Source organism: Nonomuraea insulae (assembly GCF_042656245.1).
Genome location: NZ_JBHSPA010000059.1, coordinates 15,994 through 40,844 on the forward strand (window position 1 = coordinate 15,994; position 24,851 = coordinate 40,844).

The 24,851-nt window shown below is 70.3% G+C and carries 21 protein-coding genes; 19 read left to right on the forward strand and 2 right to left on the reverse strand.

All coding sequences use genetic code 11. The annotated features are described in order from the left end of the window. Positions 1 to 326: 326 nt before the first annotated feature. Positions 327 to 1,112 (forward strand): hypothetical protein, encoded by a 786-nt coding sequence (locus ACFPZ3_RS44415; RefSeq protein ID WP_379520421.1) that lies wholly within the window; start codon positions 327 to 329, stop codon positions 1,110 to 1,112. 310 nt (positions 1,113 to 1,422) lie between these two features. Here ACFPZ3_RS44415 and ACFPZ3_RS44420 read toward each other — a convergent pair whose 3' ends face one another. Then, positions 1,423 to 2,610: a PucR family transcriptional regulator gene (locus tag ACFPZ3_RS44420; protein ID WP_379520422.1), complete on the reverse strand. Its 1,188-nt coding sequence runs from the start codon at positions 2,608 to 2,610 to the stop codon at positions 1,423 to 1,425. 682 nt (positions 2,611 to 3,292) lie between these two features. Here ACFPZ3_RS44420 and ACFPZ3_RS44425 point away from each other — a divergent pair. From ACFPZ3_RS44425 to ACFPZ3_RS44485, 13 genes are all read left to right on the forward strand, one after another. Further along, positions 3,293 to 4,402, forward strand: coding sequence for an ATP-grasp domain-containing protein (locus ACFPZ3_RS44425; protein WP_379520423.1), 1,110 nt, complete (start codon positions 3,293 to 3,295; stop codon positions 4,400 to 4,402). Positions 4,403 to 4,417: 15 nt separating this feature from the next. After that, entirely contained in the window at positions 4,418 to 6,259 is a 1,842-nt protein-coding gene (locus ACFPZ3_RS44430; RefSeq protein WP_379520424.1) for an AfsR/SARP family transcriptional regulator, read from the forward strand. Positions 6,260 to 6,389: 130 nt separating this feature from the next. Further along, positions 6,390 to 7,376: an ABC transporter ATP-binding protein gene (locus tag ACFPZ3_RS44435; protein WP_379520425.1), complete on the forward strand. Its 987-nt coding sequence runs from the start codon at positions 6,390 to 6,392 to the stop codon at positions 7,374 to 7,376. A gap of 1 nt (position 7,377) precedes the next feature. Beyond that, positions 7,378 to 8,190: an ABC transporter permease gene (locus ACFPZ3_RS44440; protein ID WP_379520426.1), complete on the forward strand. Its 813-nt coding sequence runs from the start codon at positions 7,378 to 7,380 to the stop codon at positions 8,188 to 8,190. 12 nt (positions 8,191 to 8,202) lie between these two features. Continuing rightward, complete coding sequence (locus ACFPZ3_RS44445) at positions 8,203 to 9,348, forward strand: YcaO-like family protein (RefSeq protein ID WP_379520427.1); 1,146 nt, start codon at positions 8,203 to 8,205, stop codon at positions 9,346 to 9,348. Then, the gene (locus ACFPZ3_RS44450; protein ID WP_379520428.1) at positions 9,348 to 10,673 is read left to right on the forward strand and encodes a TfuA-like protein; all 1,326 of its coding nucleotides are present in this window, start codon (positions 9,348 to 9,350) and stop codon (positions 10,671 to 10,673) included. Before ACFPZ3_RS44445 ends, ACFPZ3_RS44450 begins: the two co-directional genes overlap by 1 nt. Then, positions 10,670 to 11,884, forward strand: a complete 1,215-nt coding sequence (locus tag ACFPZ3_RS44455; RefSeq protein WP_379520429.1) for a cytochrome P450 family protein — start codon at positions 10,670 to 10,672, stop codon at positions 11,882 to 11,884. Before ACFPZ3_RS44450 ends, ACFPZ3_RS44455 begins: the two co-directional genes overlap by 4 nt. 226 nt (positions 11,885 to 12,110) lie before the next feature. Beyond that, a complete protein-coding gene (locus ACFPZ3_RS44460; protein ID WP_379520430.1) occupies positions 12,111 to 12,380 on the forward strand; it encodes a StsA-related sactipeptide RiPP in 270 nt (89 codons plus the stop codon). Between the two features lie 128 nt (positions 12,381 to 12,508). Continuing rightward, a complete protein-coding gene (locus ACFPZ3_RS44465; RefSeq protein ID WP_379520431.1) occupies positions 12,509 to 12,778 on the forward strand; it encodes a StsA-related sactipeptide RiPP in 270 nt (89 codons plus the stop codon). 140 nt (positions 12,779 to 12,918) lie between these two features. Then, entirely contained in the window at positions 12,919 to 14,436 is a 1,518-nt protein-coding gene (gene stsB, locus ACFPZ3_RS44470) for a StsB family radical SAM/SPASM domain sactipeptide maturase (RefSeq protein WP_379520432.1), read from the forward strand. A gap of 35 nt (positions 14,437 to 14,471) precedes the next feature. Beyond that, positions 14,472 to 14,750, forward strand: coding sequence for a PqqD family protein (locus tag ACFPZ3_RS44475; RefSeq protein WP_379520433.1), 279 nt, complete (start codon positions 14,472 to 14,474; stop codon positions 14,748 to 14,750). Next, a complete protein-coding gene (locus ACFPZ3_RS44480) occupies positions 14,747 to 16,033 on the forward strand; it encodes an NAD(P)/FAD-dependent oxidoreductase (RefSeq protein ID WP_379520434.1) in 1,287 nt (428 codons plus the stop codon). Before ACFPZ3_RS44475 ends, ACFPZ3_RS44480 begins: the two co-directional genes overlap by 4 nt. Further along, entirely contained in the window at positions 16,030 to 17,874 is a 1,845-nt protein-coding gene (locus ACFPZ3_RS44485) for a S9 family peptidase (protein ID WP_379520435.1), read from the forward strand. The genes ACFPZ3_RS44480 and ACFPZ3_RS44485 overlap by 4 nt, the downstream gene beginning before the upstream one ends. Here the strand turns inward: ACFPZ3_RS44485 and ACFPZ3_RS44490 are convergent. Beyond that, positions 17,871 to 18,116, reverse strand: a complete 246-nt coding sequence (locus ACFPZ3_RS44490; RefSeq protein ID WP_379520436.1) for a LuxR C-terminal-related transcriptional regulator — start codon at positions 18,114 to 18,116, stop codon at positions 17,871 to 17,873. The two genes, ACFPZ3_RS44485 and ACFPZ3_RS44490, sit on opposite strands and share 4 nt — an antisense overlap. A 290-nt stretch (positions 18,117 to 18,406) precedes the next feature. On the opposite strand from ACFPZ3_RS44490, the gene ACFPZ3_RS44495 reads away from it, so the two are divergent. From ACFPZ3_RS44495 to ACFPZ3_RS44515, 5 genes are all read left to right on the forward strand, one after another. After that, positions 18,407 to 18,619 (forward strand): aroma-sacti cluster domain-containing protein, encoded by a 213-nt coding sequence (locus ACFPZ3_RS44495; RefSeq protein WP_379520437.1) that lies wholly within the window; start codon positions 18,407 to 18,409, stop codon positions 18,617 to 18,619. Then, entirely contained in the window at positions 18,616 to 21,759 is a 3,144-nt protein-coding gene (locus ACFPZ3_RS44500; protein ID WP_379520438.1) for an AAA family ATPase, read from the forward strand. Before ACFPZ3_RS44495 ends, ACFPZ3_RS44500 begins: the two co-directional genes overlap by 4 nt. Further along, the gene (locus tag ACFPZ3_RS44505) at positions 21,756 to 22,763 is read left to right on the forward strand and encodes a S8 family serine peptidase (protein WP_379520439.1); all 1,008 of its coding nucleotides are present in this window, start codon (positions 21,756 to 21,758) and stop codon (positions 22,761 to 22,763) included. Before ACFPZ3_RS44500 ends, ACFPZ3_RS44505 begins: the two co-directional genes overlap by 4 nt. After that, positions 22,750 to 23,379 (forward strand): GAF domain-containing protein, encoded by a 630-nt coding sequence (locus ACFPZ3_RS44510; protein ID WP_379520440.1) that lies wholly within the window; start codon positions 22,750 to 22,752, stop codon positions 23,377 to 23,379. The genes ACFPZ3_RS44505 and ACFPZ3_RS44510 overlap by 14 nt, the downstream gene beginning before the upstream one ends. A gap of 151 nt (positions 23,380 to 23,530) precedes the next feature. Then, entirely contained in the window at positions 23,531 to 24,781 is a 1,251-nt protein-coding gene (locus ACFPZ3_RS44515) for a serine hydrolase domain-containing protein (protein WP_379520441.1), read from the forward strand. Positions 24,782 to 24,851 lie beyond the last annotated feature (70 nt).

Here is a 24,851-nt window from a genome sequence, read left to right on the forward strand (position 1 = left end):
AGGACCGCATGCCAGCACGTGGCGAGGAGATGGCGACCACCACCGCCAGCGAGGTGAGAAGGGCACTGCAGGATCTCCTGAAGCGCTGGTCGGACCAGGCCGCGCTGAGCTTCCTCGCATGACGCGCAGGAGGTGGTGGGGCGCGGGCGTCCCACTCCGCGGGCTCCAGGTGGGTCAGGTAGCCGATGAGCAGGATAACGTCGAGGGCGTCCACGTCGGGGCGCATGACGCCCTCGGCACCTTCTTGATATGGACAAGCGACTCGACCTGAGTGCCGCGGCCGGATAAGTCCCCGATCCGGGCCAAAACTCCTAGGGTCCTGTGTCATGACCCTTGTTCAACATCACCTGGAAAATGTTCGAGGCGCCGCCCAGGGGGGCGACTGCGATGCCGCGCGCGAATACGGCAGACTCCTGAGTCTTCTCCCGGGCGAGATGGAGGAGCCCGATGATGAGTGGCCGTGCGTGCGGTGGCTTCGTGTCGCGCTGGAAGCGCGTCCTGAGGATCATGAGGCTGCTGTCTTGCTGGCCGCCCGCCTTTCTCATGACGCCGATGCCCTCGTCCACGCCTTTGGGCTCGACGACGAGGATGAGGATTTCGACGAGGAGGGCGAGGCGGACGACGAGGAAAGCGACCGGGCCAGGAGGGACTGCGAGCGGATGCGAAAGGAGGCGCGGCGGCTCTACGAGCAAGTGCTACGAGCAGATCCCGCGCATCCAGCCGCTAGCAGCGGGTTGGCCGCTTTCGAGGGCACGCCCTTTTCGGTGTCGCCCTACAGCCACTACCTGGTCAAGGGGGAGTATTGGAGCGGCACGGTCGGATGCCGTGAAACACTCGTCGTCAGTGACGCCGAAGAACTGCGGTGGGCGTGCGATGACTGGTTTGCCGATGTCGCTGGTCTCGGCGCCTACCATCTTTCGGTGTACGCCTCGGGTGAGCGGCTGAGCCATGCGAGCCTGGAGCCACTGGTCCCGACTGCCGATGGGTTTCTGGACTGGTCGATGATCACCATCCCGCCACTTCCCGCGGAACCCCTGCCTCACGGCCATCCTGCGCTGCTGGAAAACGGCCACATCTCGCACTACGGCTGGTACTCCCTCGACCTCGGATGACGTCAGGGCTGATCGTAGACGTACGTCCGCGTCCCGATGGGCAGCCCGCTCGTTCCGCAAGGGCATGATCGGTGCGGCCATGCCGTACATCCCGCCGATCGTCTACCCTGGCGTGGTCGCCGCGGTTGCCACCATGGCCCTGGCCGCCACCGCGATCCCGGCTGACCCAGGCGCCAGGCGCCCGCGCGTGAGGGTCCGGCTTCGGCCGGGGGCGCAGGACAACGGCCACCTTTCACTTGCAGACCAACGATCCAGCCCAAGCACCGCACCGGACTGCTCGGCCTGATCTGAGCCTGGGTCTCGAGGTGCGTCAGCGCTGGTCGCGCCAGGCCTCCGCCAGGATGCGGGTGACGGCGGTGCTCAGCACTCGTACGCCGCGGGTTGAGCCGGGCTCGATCCCGACCAGGTCGCGAACCCGTCGGAGCCGGTAGTCGAGAGTGCGGGGATGCACGCGCAGTGCCGTCGCGGTGCGCATCCGGTTCATGTCGTTGCGGTAGTAGGAGTCGAGCGTGGCCACCAGGTCGGGACCACTCGCCAACCGCCAGGTCAGCTCGCGCAGCCACTGGTCGACCTGCGGCATCTGGGCCGCCCCCAACTCCACGAACACGTCGGCCACGCCGTACACCTGGTGGGGGACCCTCTCCACGGGCGCCGCCTGGCAGACCCTGCGGGCCAGCGAGATCGGGTCCGCCAGTGCATACGCCCGGCCCGGGGCCGCCCCGACCGAACACGGTCCGGACAGCTCGGCGAAGTCGCGGATCAGGGACAGCGCCTGGGACCGCGCCGCCGCCTGCCCGTCGATCGGATCGGCGCCGTCGCACGGCACCAGCGCCACGAACTCATCCGACTTGTGCCAGGTCAGCGGCATGTGGTGGCAGTTCAGCAGTGTCCTGACGACCTCGTCGCGCCGCTGGTTGTCAGGCCAGCCGTCGGAGATCCGAGCGATCGTCACCAAGTAGTGGTCTGACACCGGCAGATCGAGTTCGCGGGCCAGCTGTGCCGCCGCAGGCTCGTCGGAGAGGAGCATCCCCGCGAGCATCTGGATCCTGGCCACGACAGGCAGGAAGCGCTCCTGGCCTTTGAGGTATCCGTGCGTGTAGGCGTTCTGCGCGGTAAGGCCATGGTGGGCGACCCATCCGAGCATGCACATCACCCCGCCAAGGTCGTTGGGGCCGGCTGCCTCGTGGATCTCGCGCAGCGTGAGATTGGCGTGCAGGAGCAGGACCTGCCGCTGGGATGCCAGCGAGACGCCCACCTCGCCCCGCGACATCCCGACCGAGGACATGTACGCCCGGTCCTGCTCGGTGAACGGCTGCTCCTCCGCGGCCAAGTCGATGGTGCGGCGCCGGAGCATCACCGCGAAGTCCAGCATCGCGGCGGACCCTCGGGTCTCCGCGGCCAGGCTGCGGTAGTCCGCGAGTTCGTGGGTGTACATCTCGACCGCCCGCCGAGCATTGGCATCCAGGCGGCTGCGTAAAGTCCGGAACAGGTTGCCCATTTCTGCTCTCCTTCACAGCCGGCCATCAGATTGACCGTAATGATCAATGGGTTTACTTGACTGGCATTGATTGCGCAAGATGACAAAGCTCGGAGTGAAGTGATAATTTAAATTTCCTGTTTGACGCGTTAACTCCGCCCGCAGCGGCCCAGGTCGTCGGCGTGGTCCGATGGCATGCCCCTGGGCGGTCGCGGGTCCACGATCACCGCCGCGGGGACGGCTCGTCCTCGCCCGGCAATGCCGCGTCAGACCTCGGCAGCGTGGCCTTCGGCCCGAGACTCTGTGGAGCGCCCAGACGGTGGGTGCGCCCTTGTCACTTGTGACAAGACGCACGGCGGCGGCCCGGCCAGGATCATCACAGCTCACGATGACAAGGTGTAATCCTGCTGAGACCCTGTCCCCATGAGGCGACCACCCATCGCGGCGGCCTTCATCGCACCGCCCGCAACGGCATTGTCCACAGCCAGAACTGATGTCTCTTCCGTCCACTTGACGCTTTAAGGTCGGACCATCGCTCCTTGGAGATGAGTGTGATCACCGTGGCGCTTTCGCTGCAGAAACTGCCGACGAGATACGCCGATGACACGCTCGGCCGGCAAACAATTACGGTGAGAACTTGTTAGGCCACGGCGAAGATTCGCCGCATTCAGCGCCCGGCCGGCCGGGCGGGCACCCGGTCACCGTGGACCTGCGGTCGTCATCGCCTCGCGCCGTCTGGTGGCTGCCGGTGGAGGAGTCCGTGCCGGGCGCGCCGCGGGTCGTGCTCGCCGATCGCGCGGCGCGCGGCGAGTTCGCCGCCCTGCAGGCCGTGCTGCACCAACTCGGTGTGCCGACCGTACGGCTCGACGCCGCGCACGCGGCGGCGCCTCCGGCGTGCCAGGACCCGCCCGCGTATCCGGATGACGGGCTCCCGGGCCGCCCGGACTCGCTTGACCTCACGATTTCCCTCGACGGCGGGCTCGTCACCATGGACGGCCGCTGCCTGCGGCCGAGCGTCGTGTGGGCCCGCGGGCCGATGCCCCGGGCGATCCCGGGAACGCCCGGCCCCGCCGGTTCGCTGATCCGCGCCGACTCCTGGTCCGCCCTGGTCGACCAGCTCGCCGCGATCGCCCCCGCCAGCCTCCCGGGCCGTCGCCTCGGCCGCCTGGCGCAGCTGGCCGGCGCGGCCGCGGCCGGTGTGCGCACGCCGCGCACGATCGTCACGACCGACCCCGGGGCCGCCGCCGCCGAACTGCCGAGGGGCAGGCTCGTGGTGAAGGTGCTGGACGAGCACTTCGTCGAGACCGCGCCGGGACGTATGGTGGGCCTGCTTCCGGAGATCGCTGACCGCGAGACTCTCGTGTGCCGCCCGTCCCCGGGCTTCCCGATGATCGTGCAGGAGTACGTCGAGCACGACCTCGAACTGCGCGTCTACTACCTGGCCGGCGACGTCCATGCCTTCGCCGTGACCAAGCCGTCGCCGGACGCGCCCTGGCGGGACCCGGCCGGCGTGTCGGTCCGCGCGACGCCGGCTCCGCCGCGGGCCGTCGAGGTGGTGCGGCGGCTCGCGCGGGATTGGGGGCTGGTCTTCGGCGCCTTCGATCTGCTGCTCGCCGCCGGAGAAGTCGTCTTCCTGGAGGTCAACGCGGACGGCGACTGGCGCTGGTTCGAGGCCAAGGCCGGCACCCGCGCGGTCACGAACGCGGCCGCGTTGATGGTCAGGACGCTGCACCTGAACGTGCTGCGGGCGACCTCGCCGCCGCCGATCAGCGGCGTACTCGATTTCCTCCTGCTCGGCACCGAAGCGTTGTGACGTCGAGGGAGGCGCATGAGCACCGCCGCATCGTCTCGCCTGTACTGCTCGATACTCGGCCCCCTCCAGGTCCGGGTGGACGAGCGCGACGCCGTCATCGGCGCTCCCAAACAACGGCTTCTTCTCGCGCTGTTGCTGTGCCGGGTGAACGCGGTCGTGCCGGCGGCCGACTTGATCGACGCGTTATGGGGGGAGATACCGCCCCGTACGGCCCGGAAGAATCTGCAGGTCTATGTCTCCGCATTACGTAAGATCGCGGGCGACCGGATCGATTTCCACGGCTGGGGATACCGGTTCCGCGCCGGCCCCGACGAGCTCGACCTGCTGCGTTTCAAGGAGCTGGCCAGGACCGGGCGCAGCGCGATCCACGGCGGGAATCTCGCGGCGGCCGCCGAACTGCTCGGTGACGCGGTCGGCATGTGGCGGGACCAACCGCTGACCGAGTTCGCGCACGTGCCGCAGGTGGTCCGGGAGATGGCCCGGTTCACCGACCTGTTCCTGTCGATCTACGAGGACTGGGCCGAGCTGGAGATCGAACTCGGCCACCACGTCGAGGCCCTGAGCAGCCTGGACGTCTTACCCGCGCGATTCCCCACCCGGGAGCGGATCGCCGCGGCGCGGATGACAGCGCTGGCCCGGTGCGGGCGCGCGTCCGAGGCGCTGTCGCACTTCGAGGAGCTGCGCCGGCACCTGGCGACAGAGATGGGCATCGATCCCAGCCCGGTGCTCAAGAGCCTCTACCAGGACATCCTCACCGGCGTGGTGGCCCGTTCCGCGCCGCCGGCCGCCGGGGTCGGGGCCGGGGTCGGGGGCGGGGGCGGGGGCGGGCCTGGGACCGTGCGGATCCCCGCCCTGGCCAATCAGCTACCGCGCGACATCGGCGACTTCGTCGGCCGGAAGGCGGAGATCCACCGCATCATGGACGAACCGGCCGCGGTCATCCTGATCACCGGCGAGCCGGGCATCGGCAAGACCGCCCTGGCCGTCCACGTCGCGCACACCCTGACCCCCGCCTACCCCGACGGCGCCCTGGTGGTCCCGCTCTGGCGCAGGGGCGGCGGATCGCACGCCATCCGCGACCTCCAGCACGAGATCCTGGAGGCCGTGGGGGTGAGCACCGCCGGGGTGCACGACGAGGACGTGCTGGCGTCGGTATGGCGGTCCTGGCTGGCCAAGCGCCGCGTCCTGCTCATCCTCGACGACGCCCCCGACGAGTCGAGTGTGCGCATGCTGCTTCCCGGCTCTGGGGACAGCCGGGTGCTGGCCACCAGCAGGAGCAGGCTGAGCGGGCTGGAGTCGGTGGCGCGGATCGGGCTGGGCGAGCTGTCGGCCGCTGAGGGCGTCGAGTTCCTGGTCAAGCAGATCGGCCGCGAACGGGTTCTCGCCGACCGGCCCGCGCTCACCGCGCTGTTCGACAGGTACGGGCGCTCCCCGCTGATGTTGCGCCTGCTCGGCGGCCGGTTCGCGCGGCTGCCGCACGTGCCGCTGGGTTTGCTGATCGAGCGGCTGACACGGGCCGAGAGCGTGCTGGACGAGTTCGCCGCCGGCGACGTGTCGCTGCGGGAGCGGTTCGAGGAGTTCTACAACCGGACGTCATGGCCGCACCGGCAGGCGTTCGTCGCGCTGGGCGCGCTGGACGGGCCGCCGTTCAGTCATGAGGAGCTGGTGGCGGCGCTGGACGGGCCGGAGGCGCCCGCTGAGCGCGTCATCGAGTCGCTGCTGGAGGCGAACGTGCTGTCGATGCCCGATCGCGAGATCGACGTGGCGGCAGAGGTCACCGCGCACTCGCTGATGTACACGATGTCACCACTCGCCCACCTGTTCGCGACCGAACTTCGCCGCGCCCTCGACGTCTGATCCTCTCCGGCACGACCCCCGCGGCACGCGTGCCGAATTCGTCGTTCTCTTTTCGCGGATATCTAAAACACCGTCATACGCCCACATTCGTGGGGTTGTACCGCCCGCATATTCCGAGGTGATACTCGACATGAAAACTCGACCCCAATTAACGGGAGAGGTGGCGGGTATGGCCGTGTCGGGCGACGTGGTGACGGCCGAGGCGCTGACCAAACGATATCGACGCAGCGAGACACCAGCCGTGGACGATGTGTCGTTCGAGATCGCGCGGGGCGAGACGATCGGGCTGCTGGGCCCGAACGGGGCCGGGAAGACGACCCTGATCAAGATGATCTGCGGGGTGACCGCCCCCTCCTCCGGCCGGGTCCAGGTGTTCGACGCCGACCCCGTACGCCAGCCGGTGGCCGCCAAGAGCGGCATCGGGGCGATGCACCAGATCGCCCCGTTCGACGAGATGCTGCCGGCGCTGGACAACCTGCGGATCTCGGCGAGGTTCCGCGGCGTGCGGTGGCGGGACGTGCGGCCGTGGGCGCTGGAACTGGCCGAGTTCCTCGGCGTGGCCAAGGCGCTGCCGCAGCTGTGCTTCCAGCTGTCCGGCGGGCAGCGGCAGCGGCTGCAACTGATCCGCGCCCTGATCACGCTGCCCAAGCTGCTGATCCTGGACGAGCCGTCGGCTGGCCTGGACGTGGCCGGACGGCACCAGATCGAACGATTCGTGACCTGGCTGCGCGAGGAGCACGGGGTGACCGTGCTATGGAGCAGCCACCACATCGACGAGCTGGAACGCAACAGCCAGCGGGTGATGGTGATCAACCGCGGCCGGGTGCTGCGCTTCGCCAAGCCGCGCGAACTGGTGGAGGAGTTCGGTTCTGTGCACCTGCGGGTGACCGTGGACGACGCCGGGGCGGGCGGGGCCGTGGCGGCCTGGGCGGAGAACGCCGGGCTGACCGCCACAGCCGAGGAAACCGAGGTACGTATCGAGGGCGCCCGCGCCAGGGAGATGCTGCCCGAGCTGACCCGGCACTGCCAGGACCACGACATCGTGATCAGCGGTGTGTCGACCGCCCTGGACTCTCTGGAGACGGTTTTCCTCCGGATGACCGAGAACGAGGGCTGACATGGCCACCAAGCTGACCTTCGAGACCGCTCCGCCCACCGTGGCCCCGCGGGCCGCCGACCTGTTCGCGGTGATCTACCGGGAGTACGCGCTGCTGGCCCGCAACCGGATCAACCTCATCCTCAGCCTGGCTCCGATGCTGGTGTACCTACTGCTGGTGAACACCTCGCTGAGCAACCTGGTCGGGAGCATCTCCTACCGGGGCGCCGATCTGCGGTTCGCGGTCTTCCTCTTGCCGATGGTGCTGGCGATGTCGATCGTCAGCGCGTCCGGCACCTCCGGGGTCGCGTTGTTCCAGGAGGAGCTGAGCGGGGTGGCGACCCAGCTTTGGTCGTACCCGATGCGCCGTTCCCGGTTCCTGCTCGGCAAGCTGCTGGCCGGGGTGTCGCTGGTGCTGGGCCAGAGCCTGCTGGCGCTGGGCGTCGCGGCGCTGATCTTCGACCTGCCGTTCGGGCTGGAGGGCTGGGCCGGGCTGCTGGTGGCGCTGACGCTGGCCGCGATCGCATTCAACGGGCTGTACCTGGCCGCGGCTATCACGATCACCGACTTCCAGACCTTCATGGTGCTGTCGAACGTGTCGATCCTGGTGCTGGTGTTCAGCGCGCCGTCGATGTACACGGTCGACCAGATGCCGACGGTGCTGCAGTGGATCTCGGCGATCAACCCGCTGACCTACGCGATCAACGGGATGCGGGACGCGGCGCTGTTCGGGTTCGCCGACGCGTGGGTGAATCTGCTGGTGCTGGCACTGATCGCGATGGTCACGTACGGGGTGGCCGGGCGAGCGCTGCTGAACCGGGCGCGGAACCTCTGACCGGGCGGGGACATGCTTACCGAGAGATTTCCTGACGGGCCCAAGATACGGCTCCCCGGCACGGACCGGGCCCGTGATCCGGCGGCCACGCTGGCGATGGCCGGGCGGGCGGCGCGCAAGGTCGGGGTCACCCGGGTCGCCGACATCACCCGGCTCGACACCGTGGGGATCCCGACGTTCCAGGCGATCCGCCCGGCGTCCCGCACGCTCGCCGTGTCCCAGGGCAAGGGCGTCACCCCCGAACTGGCCAAGCTGTCGGCGGTCATGGAGTCCATCGAGCTGTGGCACGTCGAACAGGCCCTGCCGGCGGCCGTGACCGCGCCCCCGCGCGAGGTCGCCGGCCGGCTGGGTTACGACGTCCACGCCCTCGTCCCGGCCGCACCGAGCCTGCTGCACGACGGGCTGCCGCTGGACTGGCTGACGGGCATGTCGCTGGAGGACGGCTCGCCCACGCTCGTGCCCCGGGACACCGTGGCTCTGACGCTGGAACGCGGGACCGGCTGGAACCCGCCGCTGTTCTTCGCCTCCAGCAACGGCCTGGCCGGCGGGAACACGCGGGTGGAGGCCACCCTGCACGCCCTGTACGAGGTGATCGAGCGGGATGCGGTGACGGCCGCGGTGACCGGTGGCCGTCCGTCCGGCGGGGTCCGCGTCGATCCCGGCACGTCAGGTTCGCCGATCGTGGACGAGCTGTGCGCGACGATGGCGCGGGCCCGAGTCCGGCTGGAGGTCAGGCATCTGCCGTCGCCGACCGGGCTCCCGTGCTTCCTGGCGCGGATCACCTGCGATGACTATCCGCCGTCCTTCTTCGGGTTCGGCTGCCACCTGAGCTCGGAGATCGCGCTCACCCGGGCGATCACCGAGTCGGCGCAGGCCAGGCTGGCGTACGTGTCCGGGGCGCGGGACGACCTGCGGGCCGACTTCAACGACGGCGTCCCCCGCCAGGGGCGCCCCGAGCCGCCGCGGGAAGCGGCCGGGCCTGTTCCCGTCCTGCGGGCGCACGACACCCTGGCCGAGGACCTGGAGGACGCGGTCAAGCGGGCTGCGGTCGCGTTCGGCCACCCGCCCCTCGTCGTCGATCTGACCCGCGAGGAGGTCGGCGTACCCGTCGTCAAGGTGGTGGCGCCAGGCGCCCGTGTCTGCCCGGAGGTGATGTGATGAGTCCGGCAGGCGGGCGCACGACCGTGGTCTACGCCGGTCCGACGATCTCTCCCGATGAGATCCGCGAGGTGATCCCCGGGGCGCGGGTCCGGCCGCCCGTGGCCCGCAACGACCTGTTCACCGAGGACTGGGCGCCCGGGGACACCGCGGTCATCATCGACGGCTACTACCGCGAACGCCTGTCGGTGGGCCACAAGGAGATCCTCTGGTTGCTCGCCGAGGGCGTGCGCGTCATCGGCGCGGCGAGCTTGGGCGCGCTACGGGCGGCCGAGCTGGGCCCGTACGGCATGCGCGGCGTGGGCACGATCTTCCACATGTACGTCACCGGCGAGATCGACGGCGACGACGAGGTGGCGGTCCTGCACGGCCCGGCCGAGGTGGGCTACCCGGCCGGCACGGTGGCGATGGTCAACCTGCGTCACGGCTGCCGCGAGGGGGCCAGGACCGGCCTGGTCCCGGAGGCCGTCGGCGCGCGGATCCTGTCGGCGGCCAAGGCCAGGCCGTTCACCCATCGGACCTGGCACGAGCTGGAGGAGGACGTGCCCGAGGAGGGCGTACGGGACGGCCTGCGCACCCTCCGGCAAATGATCGCCGCCGGCGAGTGGGACCTCAAACGCCTGGACGCCCTGTCGGCCCTGCGAGACGCCCGCGACCCGGGCGCCGGATCCCCCGCCGCCCGCCCCGATGACGCGGCGCTGACGGGGATCACCCGGAACCAGGCGCTGGGGTGGGGGTCGAGGCGGGAGTACGCGCCCGGACGCTGGATGTCCGATCTGGATGTGCTGACCGCGGCGCGGCTGTTCGATGATGGCTACCCTCGCCTGCACGAACAGGCGCTGACGGCCCTGCTGGCCGACTTCGCCGCGGCTCGCGGCATGAACCTGGAGGAGTACGTCCGCACCACGCTCGGCGTCGCCGGGGAGTTGCCAAGCCCTCTCGCGGCGTGGCTCACCGAGGCGGAACACGCCACCCTGCCCACGGGCGATCAGCTCCGGCTGGTCATGGTGCGGGTCTGGCCGATCTGGAAGTCGGCCGACTGGCGGCCGGCCGTCATGGCGCGGATCCGCGGCACGGAACAGTGGGAGCAGTGGGCCGACCTGGTCGCGCGCGCCGACGAGGTCGCGGAGCAGAGCAGGGGGCGGCTGGTCGTGCCACCGCCGGAGTTCTGCGGGCGGCTGTTCCTGCGCCACTGGCCCGGTACGCCGCCGGAGCTCGCGATGGCGTGCCGCGGGTTCCTCGGCGTCGAGGACCTGGGGCATGCGGCCGCCCGGTTCTTCGCCCTGGACGTGCACCGCCGGCGCACCCCGGACGGGCCACGGTGACGACCGTGCCGGCGCGGCTGTTCAACCCGGCCGCGCCGGAGCACGCCGCGGACCCGTACCCGATGCTGCGCCTGATGCGAGAACAGGCGCCGGTGTACCGGCACGTCGCCCCGGCGACCGGCCGGGTGTTCTGGTATCTGACCAGGTACGCCGACGTGCGCCGCGCGCTGGCCGAGCCGAACCTGGGCCGGCAGCTCGACCGGCTGCCACGCGAGCTGGCCGCACGGCACCGCGCCTGGGAACACGATCCGCTGCCGATGGTCCGCAGGAACGTGTTCAACCTGGACCCGCCCGACCACACCCGGCTGCGCCGGTTGCTGACCCCGGGGTTCGGTGTACGAGCGGTGGCGGCCCTCGAACAGCGAATCCGACACGCCGCCGACGAACTGGTCGATCGCATGGGCGGCCCCGGGGAAATGGATCTGATCCAGTCGCCGGCGCAACCGCTACCCATTTTGATCATGGCCGAGCTGCTCGGAATCCCGCCAGGGGATCTGCCCCAGCTCCGCCGCTGGAGCGACGGCATCCTGCGCAGCCGGGACATGTCGCTCGCGCGACGCCGCGGAATGGAGCTCATGGCGTATCTGCAGCGCAAGCTCGCCGAGCGCCGCGCCGCCCCTGGTGACGACCTGATGTCGCAGCTCATCGAGGCCGAGCGGGACGGTGGGATCGGGCGTGCCGAGTTGATCTCCAGCGTGTTCCAGCTGCTGCTGGCCGGCGACGAGACGACGGTCAACCTGATCGGCAATGGGATGCTCGAACTGCTGCGTCACCCCGGCGAGGCGGCGCGGCTGCGGGCCCGGCCGGAGTTGATCGACTCGGCGGTCGAGGAGATGCTGCGGTTCAACGGGCCGGTGGGGCACTCCCGGCCGCTGTACGCGCTGGCAGACGTGGAGATCGCCGGCACGACGATTCCGTGTGGCGACACCGTGATGCCGATGCTGCTGGCGGCGAACCGTGATCCGGCGGCGTTCCCGCGGCCGGATGAGTTCGACATCGCCCGCGCGCCGAACCGGCACCTGGGCTTCGGCCACGGCATCCACTTCTGCCTCGGCGCGGCGCTGGCCCGCGTGCAGGTGCGGGCCGCGGTCGGCGCGCTGGTCCGCCGCTTCCCCGGCATGACCCTGGCGGCCGCCCCATCCGACCTGGACTGGACACCGGATCTGTTCGTCCGCGGCGTACGCCGGCTGCCCGTGCGGCAAGGCCGGTGATTCCTCCTCGCCTCGTCCCGGAATCCGGCGGCGAACCGGCAGCGCGGGGCTGAGGGCTGGTCGTGTGTGGTGGCGGGTGGTGCCAGCGTGCGTCGGCCCTGGGGGCGGCACGCCCATATTCATGCGGTTTTCACGAGGCCCACATTTGTGGGGTTGCCCGCCCAATATATCGCAAGCTCATACTCAATAGTGAAACTCGTTCGCCCCGAAAAGAAAGGTGGAAGGGATGACCTTCGACGCGAGGGAAGCGCTGCGTACGGCCGGAATTCTGAACGGCTCAGAGTCGCCGGAAGTGGCGCAGGCGCTCGGCATCCTGTCCCGCGAGGAAGTGGACATGCTGGTGTCGCTCAAGGGCAAGATCTCCGCCGCGTTGCCGGAGGTGCTGGCGCACTCTCTCGGCAACTGGACCACGCCCGAGGCGACGCAGCAGAACTTCGACCCGGCGATGCTGTGCGCATGCGCCATCTGGTCCGGGGCGGGACAGAACGCCTCTTAACCGATAGGCGCGGCGCCCACATTCGTGCGGTTTCCACACGGCCCACATTCGTGGGGTTGCCCGCCCTGGATATCGCAGGGTCATAATCGAGCCGAAACTCGTTCGCCCCGAAAAGAAAGGTGGAAGGGATGACCTTCGACGCGAGGGAAGCGCTGCGCACGGCCGGAATTCTGACCGGCTCGGAATCGCCGGCGGTGACGCAGGCATTCGGTGTCCTGACCCACGAGGAAGTGGACATGCTGGTGTCCCTGAAGGGCCGGATTCCCGCCGCGCTGCCGGAGGTGCTGGCGCACTCTCTCGGCGGCTGGACCGCGCCTGAGGCGACGCAGCAGAACTTCGAGCCAGGCATGCTGTGCGCGTGCGGCATCTGGTCCGGGGCGGGACAGAACGCCTCTTAGCCGGCCTCCCGCCGTAGGAGCGGCCGCGGCCGCTCACCCAGAAGAGCTCGCAGGTGCGGCCGAAGGGCCCGATCCGCGGCGTGCGGCGGGCGGGCGCCGAGATCGCACCTGCGAGCCGACGCAAGAGAAAGGGAGTGGACATGCCCGGGAAGCTGACCGGAAACCGCGCGTTGTTCGAGGTGCCGGATGGGCTGACCTATTTCGTGCGCGACGGAGAACACCTGGTGGTCAACCCGCACGTCGGTGGCCGATGCGTGCTTGATCCGCGGGAATTCGGCGTGCTGCGGGCGCTGGCCCAGCCCGCCGCGAACGGGACTCCCGCGCCACTTGAGCCGACTCTGGAAACCGAGCGGACCCTCGCCAAACTCATTCTGAGCTGGGTCGTCTACTACAACGGGAACCACCCGAACATCAGGCTCAGCGAGCCGGCACTGCGGACGGTGTACTACGCCATCACCGACGGCTGCAACCTGCGCTGTCCTTATTGCTACGCCTCCTCGGAGAAGTGCCTGCCGGGCGAGCTCGACACCGCGGAATCCCTGGACCTGGTCTCGCGGGTCGCCGATCTCGGCACCGGGACCCTCGTGTTCACCGGCGGCGAGCCGATGCTGCGCAAGGACCTGTTTCAGATCGCGGCGCACGCGAACGGCAGCGGCCTGAAATCCAACATCATCACCAACGCGACGATGATCAGGACGCCGGCGCAGGCGGAGCGGATCGCCGAGCTGTTCAGCCAGGTCACGGTCAGCATGGACGGCGGCACCGCCGAGACGCACGACCGCACCCGCGGCGCAGGGGCCTTCGACAAGACGCACCGGGCGCTGCGACTGCTCAACGACGCCGGCGTGACGCCGAACATCAATCACATCGTCACCTCGGAGAACGTGGATCACCTGGAGGATTTCGCGACTTTCCTGGACGGGCTGCGGGTGGATGCCATCCGGTTGATGTACCACAACAACCTGGGCCGCGGCGTGACCGACGAGTACGACTTCGGGTGGGCCGACCATCTGCGGATCCAGCAGCTCGTGTGGACCGTGCCGGTCGCCGGGAAACTGCGCCCGCTCGGACCGAAGCCGATATCGCCGTGCTCGATCAAGGGCAACTGCGGAATGGGCGGCAGCGAGATCTACATCAATTCCCTCGGCGACGTGTATCCGTGCAAGCTGGTCACCGGCCGCGAGCATTTCGCGGGGAACGTCAGACGGCAGTCGCTGGACGAGATATTCGCCACGCCGGTGCTGCGCGGAATGCGGACGAGCACCGTCTTCGGCGGCGAGTACCACGACGACTGCGAACGCTGCTACATCAAGGCCACCTGCGGCGGCGGCTGCCGAGCCGCGCACATGGCCGAATCCGGGGACGTACGCAAGAACAGCCGTCACCTGTGCCGCATCCTGCGGCACGGCGTCGTCACCCAGATGTGGCAGGAGGCCGGCGTCAACCCGCTGGACATCGCCGCGCACGACACCGAGATGACCACGCCGCGCCTGGTCGCCACCGACGAGGTGCACGCGGTGTACGACGACTGGAAGAACTTCGTCCCCATCTCGCCTCCCAAGCCCGGGGGCAAGCCGACGGCCAGGACCAGGCCGCCCGGCGTCGCGGCCAGGGGCGTACGGGTCGGCGAACTGCTCCCGATAACCCCCGTCAAATAACCCGGGTGTAGAGCCGGAATCACAGGAGGTGGCGTGTGTCGCTCCGAATCAGTGACGCGGTGGTATGGCAGGAGACGGGCGAGGGCATCTCGCTGTACCACACCGAGACCGGGGATTTCCGTACCCTGAATGAAACAGGTTCCAAGATATGGCTGCTCGTCGCCAACAGCGGCGAGGCCCAGCCGGTCGCCTCGGCCCTGTCCCGCGAATTCGCCGGCACCAACGCGACCCTGATCAAGCGGATCGTGGTGGACGTCCACGAATTCATCGGCACGATGGTGGAACAGGGCCTGTTTGAGGAGAGCCTGACGTGACGACCGCGATCGTCCTCGGCGGGGGGTTCGCCGGCGTGCTGGCCGCCGCGGTGCTGGCCCGGCACGCGGACGACGTGCTGGTAATCGAGGGCGATCGCTACCCGTCAGGGCCGCACCCCAGGCGGGGGCTGCCGCAGGCGTACCACAGCCACGTGCTGGTCACCGGCGGGGCGCGGGCGCTGGAGGACCTGCTGCCCGGCACCCTGGAGGCACTGTACGCCCGGGGCGCGCACCGCCGCGGGCTGACCGGCGAGGCGCTGATCCTCAGCGCGGAGGGCTGGTTCGGACGGTACGACACCGGCGCGTATCTGGTGTCGTGCACCCGCGGGCTGCTGGACCAGGTGGTACGCCACCGGGCCCTGGCCGGTGGCAGGGTCACCGTGTGGCAGGACGCCCGGGCGCTGGGCCTCTTCGGCGACGCCGACCGGGTCGCCGGCGTGACGATCAGCCGCGGGGGCGGCCCGCCGGAGACCGTCGAGGCCGATCTCGTCGTGGACGCGACCGGCCGCCGGTCGAACGCCCCGAGATGGCTGACCGGGCTCGGCGTGCCGGAGATCGCGGAGGAGGTGATCTCCTCGGGGCTGGCGTACGCGACCCGGCTCTACCGGGCCCCCGCCGGTCTCGCCGCCGGCATTCCGGCGATCATGATTCATCCCGGGGCGGCGGACCGGCAGCCGGGCCAGGGGGCCACGCTGTTCCCGATCGAGGATGACCGCTGGGTCGTCACCCTGACCGGCACCCGAGGCGGCGAGCCGCCGGCGAGGGAGCCGGGTTTCGCCGCGTTCGCCCGCGGGCTGCGCAGCCCGATGGTGGCCGAGCTGATGGCCGCGGCCACGCCGCTCGGCGGCATCCGGCCGTACCGGGACACCTCCAACAGGCGGCGCTTCTTCGAGCGGACGCCCCTGCCCGAGGGCTTGCTCGTGATCGGCGACGCGGTCGTCGCGGTGAACCCGGTGTACTCGCACGGCATGGCGATCGCCGCCCTCAGCGCGCTCCGCCTGGACCGCGAGCTGACGCGGCATGGCGGCGTGAAACCCTCCCGCACCCCCGAACTCCAGTCCGCCGTGGCCGAAGTGGCGGACCCGTCGTGGCGGATGGCGGTCGGTCAGGACAGCCGGTACGCCCTGCCGGATGACGCCCCGCCGACGGAGGCGGCCGCGGTCCAGCGCCGGGCGCAGTCCCTGCTGAGCCGGGCCACGCTGACCAGCCCCGAGCTCGCGACCCGGCTCTTCCACGCCCAGACCTTGATCGCCCCCGCCGCCGAGCAGGAGAGGACGCCATGACCCGTCGAGCCGTCCCGCTGATCCCGCGCGCCCTGTTGTTCGGCAACCCGGCGTACCTGGCCCCCGGGCTGTCCCCGGACGGGACCAGGCTGCGATTCCTCGCCCCGGACGAGGGCGTGCTGAACGTCTGGGCAGGCCCGGCGGACGCGCCGGACGAGGCCAAGCCGGTGACCTGTGATCGCGGGCGGGGCATCCGGTCCTCCGGGTTCTGCCACGACGACCGTACGCTGTACTACCTGCAGGACCGTGACGGCGACGAGAGCTGGCGGCTCTATCTGGTCGATCTTGAGACGGGGGCCGAGCGCTGCGTCACACCGTTCGAGGGCGTGCAGACACGGGTGCTGGCGCACAACCGCTGGCAGCCCGGCACGATGCTGATCGGCCTGAACAAGGACCGGCCCGAACTGCACGACGTGTACCGCCTCAACCTGGCCACCGGCGACCTCATCAAGATCGCCACCAACCCCGGCTACCTGAGCTGGGAGATCGACACCGACCTGCGGGTCCGCGGCGGAACCGCGATGAACCAGGACGGGACCCTCACCATCCACCTGACCCGGTCCGGCGCGGACGAGCCCGCGCCGTGGCTGGAGGTGCCGCGCGAGGACGTCATGGGCACTCGCGTCGCGGGCTACTCCCGCGACGGCCGGACGATCTACCTGCTGTCGTCGATCGGGGCGAACGCCACCCGCCTGTACGCCGTGGACGCGGGCACCGACAGGCGTGTCCTCCTCGCCGAGGACCCCGTCTACGACGTGAAATCCCTGGAGGTGGACCCGATCCACCGGCTCCCGCAGGCAGTGCTGTTCGGCCGGGACCGCGACGAGCGGATGTTCCTCGACGACGCGTACGCGCGGGCCGTCGCCCGGCTCGGCGAGCTGCTCGCGGAGATCGGCGTGCACGGGGAGCTCGACATCGACCGCTCCGAGCGCGGCGACCGGCGGTGGGTCGTGGCGGTGGTGGCGTGCGACGGGCCGGTCCGCTACTACGTCTACGACCGGCACGACGATCGCCTGCGGTTCCTTTTCTCCCACCAGCCGGACCTGGACCGCTACCGGCTCGCCGAAATGGAGCCGTTCGTGTTCGGCGCCCGCGACGGCGTCGAGGTGCACGGATATGTGACCTGGCCGCCCGGCGTCGAACGCCGCGACATGCCGGCCGTGGTGAACGTGCACGGCGGGCCGTGGTGGCGTAATTCCTGGTGTTTCGACGAGGAGGCGCAGTTACTGGCCAACCGTGGATATGCCTGTATTCAGGTTAATTTCCGCGGATCTGTGGGCTACGGCAAGGAATTTCACAACCTGGGCGCCAAGCAGTGGGGCGCGGGGATGCACACGGACCTGCTGGACGCGGTCGCGTTCCTGGCCGCCCGCGGCGCGGTGGACCCGGCCCGCGTGGCCATCATGGGCTGCTCGTACGGCGGTTACGCCGCCCTGGCCGGCGCGGCCTTCACCCCCGGCGCGTTCGCCTGCGCCATCGACCTGTGCGGGCCGTCGAACCTGCTGACGCTGCTGGAGGGCGGGGCGTCGTACCGGCGGACGGTGGACTCCTTCATGCACGCCCACGTGGGCGATCCGGAGACCGAGGGCGACCTGCTGTGGGAGCGCTCGCCGCTGTCCCGGGCCGGCGACATCGCCATCCCGCTGCTGATCGTGCAGGGGGCCAACGACGTGCGGGTGCCCCGTCAGGAAGCCGAGCAGATTGTCGCGGCGCTGCGGGCAGGAGGGGTGCCACACGAGTACCTGCTGTTCGAGAACGAGGGGCACGGCCTGCTCAGGCCGGAGAACCGGGAGGCGTACTACGCCGCCGTCGAGCGTTTCCTCGCCGAGCATCTGGCTTAGGACGAAGCCGCCGCAGGCGGCCAGATGCCCACGTGCAGGAGCTCGTGGGCGTAGCAGTACGCCACCAGCTGGCTGCGATTACAGCACGCGAAGCGGTCCAGCAGTTTGCCTATCCTCTCGGCCACGGTGTATCTGCTCAGGCGCATTTCACGCGCGATTCTCGTCGTCGTGTACCCGGTGGCGAGCATGACGATCAGTTGCCTGTCGCGATCATTAATCAGGTCATCGGAAACGAGAGTCATAAGAAGTCCCCGGACGGATCGTATTGACCGCGGGCGCCCCAGACGAAAGCGCCTCCATCCCGAACGCTAAGAGAACCCGCTTAAATATCGGTATGGCGTGACCATGTGCCCGGTTATACGCCACCGTCAGCGCGGTCCTGTCTCCGCAAGGCGCCGGACGCCGGGAAGGCCGGCTCAGGGCCAGTATGGCGATGACATGGCGGCACCATACCGGCGCAAAACCCACCAGATCTAGCCTGATGGTCAGTGATCCGATGGCCCCGTCGGGCGACGTGATCGGGAGGTAACCGATGAACAGCGACGAGGTGCTGACGCGGTCGGAGCCGTTCGACGCGTTGTCCACGCTGCGCGCCGCCGGCCACCCCATCGACCTGCTGAGCGAGCGGCAGCGGCAGGTGTTCGCCGAGCTCGGCCGGCCGGAGGTGGAACTGCTCAATTCGATCAAGATCCGGCTGGACGCGGCGGCCGGCGAAGTCGAGGGACAGGAACTCAAACTCGTATGAGTGCCAGGGGCGCACGCCCGGCCCGTCGGCGCGTGGTCGTCGTGTTCATCGACCTGGTCGGCTCGACCGAGCTCGCCGAGCGGCTCGACCCCGAGCTGCTGCGCAACGTCCTGGACCGCTACTACCGGGCCTGCACCGCGGGCATCGCCGAGCACGGCGGTGTGGTGGAGAAGTACATCGGCGATGCGATCATGGCCGCGTTCGGCATCCCGATCAGCAGCGAGGACGACGCGCTGCGTGCGGTGCGGGCAGCGCACGCCGCCTTCGGCCGGGTACGCCGGCTCAGCGACGAACTCGCCCCCACCCACGGCATCCGGCTGGACGTGCACTGCGGCATCGCGGCCGGGGAGGCGATGGTGATCGACATGCCGGGCACGGACCTGCGGGTCATTGGCGACACCGTCAACACGGCCGCCCGGCTGCAGTCGGCGGCCGGCACCGGCGACATCCTCATCGGGGACGAGGTGGCCCGGATGGTCCGCGCGCACGCGCGGTTGGAGCCCATGCCGCCGCTGCGGCTGAAGGGCAAACGCGATCCGGTGCGGGCCTGGCGCCTGCTGTCCCCCGGCTCCCAGGACGTGGCACGCGATGATGACCAGGCGCCGCTGATCGGCCGGGACGATGAGGCGCGGCAACTCCACCAGGCGTACCAGCGGGCGGCCCGGGACCACCGATGCTGCGTGGTCACGCTGCTCGGGCTCCCCGGCATCGGCAAATCCCGGCTGGTGCGCGACTTCACCGGCGGGCTGCCGGCGGAGACGTCCGTGCTCGCCGGGCGGTGTCCGTCGTACGGCGCGGGCATCACCTACCGCCCCATCGCCGAGATGCTCGAATCCCTCAACGGCGACTGGCCCCGCGTCGCGCCCGCGCTGGAACCGGCGAGCGTACGGGCGCTGCGCGGCCTCGCCGCAGCCGACGCCGGAGCCGATGCGGCCGGTGTGGAGGAGATCGCGCGGGCGGTACGGGGATTGTTCGAGGCGCTGGCGCGACCCCGGCCACTGGTGGTGATCTGGGAGGATCTGCACTGGGCGGAGCCCACCCTGCTCGAATTGATCGAGGGTTTGGCGGCATGGCTGCTGGACGTGCCGGTGCTGCTGGTCTGCGTGGCACGGCCCGAACTGCTTGATCTGCGGCCCACCTGGGGAGGCGGCATGGCCTGCGCGTACGCGCTGGAACTGGGCCCGCTCGACCCGGCTCAGATGCGTAGCCTGGTCGCCTGTCTCGCGCAGTCGGCCGCAGCGGGGGGATCACAGGACCGGGCGGGCGGTGCGGAGGTGATCGCGCATGGGGTCGAGCCACTGCTTGAGCAGGTGGCGGAGGGGGCCGACGGCAATCCGCTGTTCGCCGAGCTGATGCTGGAAACGCTGGTCGAGGAGGGGGCGGACGCGCCGCTGCCGCCCACCGTCCAGGCGCTGATCGCGGCCCGGCTGGACCGGCTCGGGGACGGGGAGCGCGATGTGCTCGAACGGGCCGCGACCATCGGGCAGGTGTTCACCCAGGACCGGCTCAAGATCCTGCTTCCGGATGACTCGCCCGATCCGAACGGTACGCCGGACCCCGGCGATCTGGGCGCTCCCGACCTGGATGAGCTGCTGTGGAGGTTGCTGCGGCAGCGCGTGATTCGCCGCGCGGAGCTGCCCGGCTCGTACCATTTCACCCAGACATTGACCCGGGATACCGTGTACGCGATGACCCGCAAGGAGCTCAGGGCCGCCTGGCACCTGACCCTCGCCGACCGGCTCTCCCAACGGGCTCGCCACCCACTGGCCGCTTCGCCGGATCCGTCGCCGGCCGCGTCCTTCGAAGAGCCGTCGCAGGGGGATCTCGCCCATCATCTGGAGACGGCGTGCCTGCTCAAACGCGAGGTTCAGCCGGACGACCCACTGCTGCCGACGCTCACGGTGCGAGCCGCCCGCGCCCTCATCGGCGAGGGTACCCAGGCCCTGCACCGTAAGGACCTGCCCGCCGCCCTCGCTCTGCTGGAGCGGGGGCGCGAGCTGCTGCCGCCGGGCGATCCCGGGCATCGGCGGCTCGCGGTGCGGATCTGCGACGCGGGACTGGCGCGCGGCGACCGCGAACGGGCGTTCGCGGCCGTGGAGGCCGCCGAGTGGATGCTGCCCGGCGATCGGCGTACCAGCCTGACCTGCGCGATCCAGCGAGAGACGCTGAGCGTGCGGTTCGGAATCGCCCCGCCGGCGCTGGACCCGCTGCGGGAACTGCTGGCCGCCGATCCGGCCGACGACCTGAGCTGGTGCCGTTTCCACGAATTGGAAGCGCTGACCCGCCTGGGTGAGGGCCGCTTCGGCGGTGCGGAGGCGGCGCTGCGCGCGGGCCTGGACCGGGCCCGCTCCCTGGGCGACCGCTACGAGGAGAATCGGCTGCTCAGCGGGGTGTGCGAGTTGGCCCAGTGGTCGTCCACGCCGATCGCGGAGGGCCTGGCGCTGTGCGCCGAGCTGTCGGCCAGATTCGCCGACGACCGCGCCCTGCTCGTGCCGGTGCTGATCACCCAGGCCCGCTTGCTGGCCCTGGCGGGGGAGATGTCCGATGCCCGCACGGTCCTCGCCACCGCGGCCCGGCACGCCGCCGACCTCCACCTCGACCTCGCGGCCACCGCGGTCACCCAGGTGAGCGGCCTGGTGGAATCGCTCGACGGCCGCCCCCCTGCGGCGGTGGCGCTGTTCCGGCAGGCCGCCGGAGCGCTCCGCGCGGCCGGGCAGCCGGGTCCCGCGGCAACCCTGGACATCTACACGGCGCGGGAGCTGATGCGGCAGGGAAAGCACGGGGACGCCGCGCGGGCGCTGGATCGCGTGGACGCCGCCGGCGTCCGGCTGCAGGCGCGCGGCGAGCTGATCCTGCTGGCCCTGCGCGCTCGCCTCGCGTCGCTCGAAGGCGACCACGGCCGCGCGGTCACGCTGGCGGCGGAGGCCGGGGAACGGCTGGACCACACCGACGACCCGTGCCTGCGCGGCGACGTGCTGGCCGAACTCGCCGACGCCTACCTTACGGCGAACCACCCCGCCCAGGCGGCCGACGCCGCCGACCGAGCCCGGCGGTACTACGCGGCCAAAGGCGCCGCCTGGCCCCGCGGAGGCGTAAGCCCCGCCCTGCGGCTCGCCGACCGTAAGGAGACGGACCGGTGACCACGCGAGTGACCGGATCGCCAGGGACGACACCGCCGCCGTGGCGCAGGGAGCGGCCCGCGTCCTTCCCCGGCATGCCCGCCTGGAGCCTGGCCACCTCCCGCCTGGGCCTGGAGGAGTTCCAGGTGAGCCGCCAGGGGGAGATCGACCGGGAGTGGGCGTGGGGTGGGGCGGACGGGTCGGGGGTACGGGTCTGTGTGGTCGACACCGGCGTCGACGGCGAGCATCCCCTGGTCGACGGCTTGGCCCGATCCCTGGTGGTCGTCCAGGGCGACGCCCCCACGGACGAGGTGAACGCCGGCGCGGCGAAGACCGGCGGCACCGCGCACGCCGACACGGGCATCGTGGCCGCCGACGCACTCTCGAGTGGCGACCGGGACCGCGGAGCGGCGGTCATCGACTGCGAGCCGATCGACCCGGCCGGCCACGGCACGGCCTGCGCGGGCATCATCCGCTCGATCGCCCCCGCCGTCGAGCTCACCTCGGTCCGGGTGCTGACCGACGGCCGGTCCGGCAGCGGGGCGGCCCTGCTCACGGGCCTGCGCTGGGCCGTCGACGAGGGCTTCGACGTGATCAACCTGAGCCTGTCCACCACCCGCCGGGAGTTCCAGGTGCCGTTGCAGGAACTCGCCGACCGCGCCTACTTCCGGCGCAGCCTGCTGGTGGCCGCGGCGCACAACATGCCGCTGCTCAGCTACCCGTGGACGTTCTCCTCGGTCATCTCGGTGGCCAGCCACGACGAACCAGATCCGATGACGTACTACTACAACCCCACGCCGCCGGCCGAGTTCCACGCCCGCGGCGTGCGGGTCCCGGTCGCCTGGCCGGGTGGCAGGAGGATCCGCAGCACGGGGAACAGCTTCGCCGCGCCGCACATCACCGGCATCTGCGCCCTCATCATGAGCAAACACCCGTGGATGACACCTTTCCAGCTCAAGTCGGTGCTCTATTTGGCCGCGAACAATGTCACCGAATCCCATGGAGGCCTCAATGGCCGTACGTGACCCGCTGCCCCCCGGCGACGTCGAGATCACCGAGCGCCGGCTGCTCATGTCCGTCGTCGAGGTGGCCCGGCACGTCTTCGACGCCGCCGCCGCGTCGATCTTCCTGATGGACGGCGACACCGGCGAACTCGTCTTCACGGCCGTGTCGGGCAAGGGCGAGGGACATCTGTTGGGGGCGCGTTTCCCGCGGGGGACGGGGATCGCGGGCTGGGTGGCGGCGAGCGGCCAGCCGATGATCGCGGACGACGTGGAGGAGGTCTCTCAGTTCGCCCGGAACGCGGCCGAGTCCACCGGCTTCGTCCCCTGCAGCATCATGGCGGCGCCGCTGATCCGGTACGAGGAGTGCATCGGCGTGCTGGAGGTGCTGGACCGTTCGGACGCCCTGCGCGGCGAACTCGCCGACGTGGACCTGCTGGCCCTGCTCGCCACGCAGGCCGCCTGCGGTCTGGAACTGCTGCTCCGATTACGCCACACGCACGCCGCCGCGGCGGCGTCCGGCGCCGACGACCTCCACACGCTGCTGGAGCGCATCGCCGTCCGCGTATTGTCGGGGAACGGCTCGGCCAACCCCGTCGCCCTCAAGCTGCTCGTCGCAGCCGACGAACTCCTCGCCTGATCCACGCTCCGCGCCCAGTCGTGCTGCGGCATGATCGCGCCTGCCACCATCATGCTGGTCGTCTTCGCCACCTTGAGAGCTGACTTCCGTCATGCGGGGCCTGTGACACAGCGCACTGACCTTCGCCGAGCGGAGGGCTCATGCTGGCGCCATGACCATTCGTCGATTCAGCACGTTCGCTTCGCGGCTGGGAGCCGCGACTCTGGCCGCCGCGCTGCTCGCGGCCGGCCCCGTGGCCGCCGCTGAGGACGGCGGCCTCGACCGGCAGCGGCTGCGCCAGACGCTGGACGCCATGCACGAGGCCGGCATGTACGGCACCTATGCGAACGTCGTGGACGGCCGGCGGAGCTGGAAGGGTGCCGCGGGCGTCGCCGACGTGAAGACCCGTCGCCCGATGCGTCCCGAGATGGTGCACCGGGCCGGGAGCATCACCAAGTCGTTCGTCGCCGTGGCCGTGTTACAGCAGGTCGGCAAGGGCACGATCGAGCTCGACGCCCCCATCGGCCGCTACCTGCCGGATCTGATCCCTGGTGAGCGCGGGCAGCAGATCACCGTACGCATGTTGCTCAACCACACCAGCCAGATCGCCAACCACACCGAGGTGATCTTCCCGACGATCGAGAGCCTGGACGCCAACCGCTTCCGCGCCTTCCCGCCGGAGGAGCTGGCGCGGGCGGGGCTCGGCGCCCCGGCGACCGGGCAGCCGGGGGTGACACCCGGGGCCTACTCGAACACGAACTACGTCATCGCCGGCCTGCTGCTGGAGAAGGTGACGGGCACGAGCGCCGAGCGGTACATCACCGACCACGTCTTCAGGAAGGCCGGGCTGCGGCACACGTCGTTCCCGCGCACGCCGTACCTGCCTGGGCCGAGCTCCAAGGCGTACGAGGCGTTGTTCGGCTACTTCGATCCGCCCAGGGACTACAGCGTCTACAACATGTCCTGGGCCTGGACGTCAGGTGCGGTCGCCTCGACGATGGAGGACCTCAACCGCTTCTTCCGGCTCCTGCTGCGCGGCGAACTGCTCGACGCGACTCTGCTCGCCGAGATGCAGAAGACCGTGCCCATCCGGGCCTTCTCGGGCGCCGTGATCGACTACGGCCTCGGTATCTACCCCCTCGACCTGCCGTGCGGCAGGTTCTGGGGGCATGACGGGAGCATCCCCGGCATGCAGACCTTCGCGTTCTCCGACGCCGACGGCGGCCGCCAGTTCGCCTTCGGCACCAACCTGAGGAACTACCAGCAGCTCGACGAGAACGGTAGTCCTGTCACGCACGCCATCGACTTCGCCATCGGCAACCACCTGCTGGAGGCGGCGTGCGGGCCCGACGCGGAGGTGGCGACCAGGCTGGCACGGCCGCTCCCGGCGATCGGCGTGGACGGGGGCACGGCCACACCGTGACCGGCGGCGCGGCGCGCCGAGCGCGACAACATCCTCGCCCGCGTACGGCAGGCGAACCAGGGCGGCGACC

What these genes read in the sequence shown, in the direction of transcription:
- ACFPZ3_RS44440 (WP_379520426.1), top strand. Translation starts at nt 7,378, where the DNA reads ATGGCCACCAAGCTGACCTTCGAGACCGCTCCGCCCACCGTGGCCCCG.
- ACFPZ3_RS44460 (WP_379520430.1), top strand. Translation starts at nt 12,111, where the DNA reads ATGACCTTCGACGCGAGGGAAGCGCTGCGTACGGCCGGAATTCTGAAC.
- ACFPZ3_RS44445 (WP_379520427.1), top strand. Translation starts at nt 8,203, where the DNA reads ATGCTTACCGAGAGATTTCCTGACGGGCCCAAGATACGGCTCCCCGGC.
- ACFPZ3_RS44450 (WP_379520428.1), top strand. Translation starts at nt 9,348, where the DNA reads ATGAGTCCGGCAGGCGGGCGCACGACCGTGGTCTACGCCGGTCCGACG.
- ACFPZ3_RS44430 (WP_379520424.1), top strand. Translation starts at nt 4,418, where the DNA reads ATGAGCACCGCCGCATCGTCTCGCCTGTACTGCTCGATACTCGGCCCC.
- ACFPZ3_RS44490 (WP_379520436.1), bottom strand. Translation starts at nt 18,116, where the DNA reads ATGACTCTCGTTTCCGATGACCTGATTAATGATCGCGACAGGCAACTG.
- ACFPZ3_RS44415 (WP_379520421.1), top strand. Translation starts at nt 327, where the DNA reads ATGACCCTTGTTCAACATCACCTGGAAAATGTTCGAGGCGCCGCCCAG.
- ACFPZ3_RS44510 (WP_379520440.1), top strand. Translation starts at nt 22,750, where the DNA reads ATGGCCGTACGTGACCCGCTGCCCCCCGGCGACGTCGAGATCACCGAG.
- ACFPZ3_RS44435 (WP_379520425.1), top strand. Translation starts at nt 6,390, where the DNA reads ATGAAAACTCGACCCCAATTAACGGGAGAGGTGGCGGGTATGGCCGTG.
- stsB (WP_379520432.1), top strand. Translation starts at nt 12,919, where the DNA reads ATGCCCGGGAAGCTGACCGGAAACCGCGCGTTGTTCGAGGTGCCGGAT.
- ACFPZ3_RS44485 (WP_379520435.1), top strand. Translation starts at nt 16,030, where the DNA reads ATGACCCGTCGAGCCGTCCCGCTGATCCCGCGCGCCCTGTTGTTCGGC.
- ACFPZ3_RS44500 (WP_379520438.1), top strand. Translation starts at nt 18,616, where the DNA reads ATGAGTGCCAGGGGCGCACGCCCGGCCCGTCGGCGCGTGGTCGTCGTG.
- ACFPZ3_RS44515 (WP_379520441.1), top strand. Translation starts at nt 23,531, where the DNA reads ATGACCATTCGTCGATTCAGCACGTTCGCTTCGCGGCTGGGAGCCGCG.
- ACFPZ3_RS44420 (WP_379520422.1), bottom strand. Translation starts at nt 2,610, where the DNA reads ATGGGCAACCTGTTCCGGACTTTACGCAGCCGCCTGGATGCCAATGCT.
- ACFPZ3_RS44495 (WP_379520437.1), top strand. Translation starts at nt 18,407, where the DNA reads ATGAACAGCGACGAGGTGCTGACGCGGTCGGAGCCGTTCGACGCGTTG.
- ACFPZ3_RS44465 (WP_379520431.1), top strand. Translation starts at nt 12,509, where the DNA reads ATGACCTTCGACGCGAGGGAAGCGCTGCGCACGGCCGGAATTCTGACC.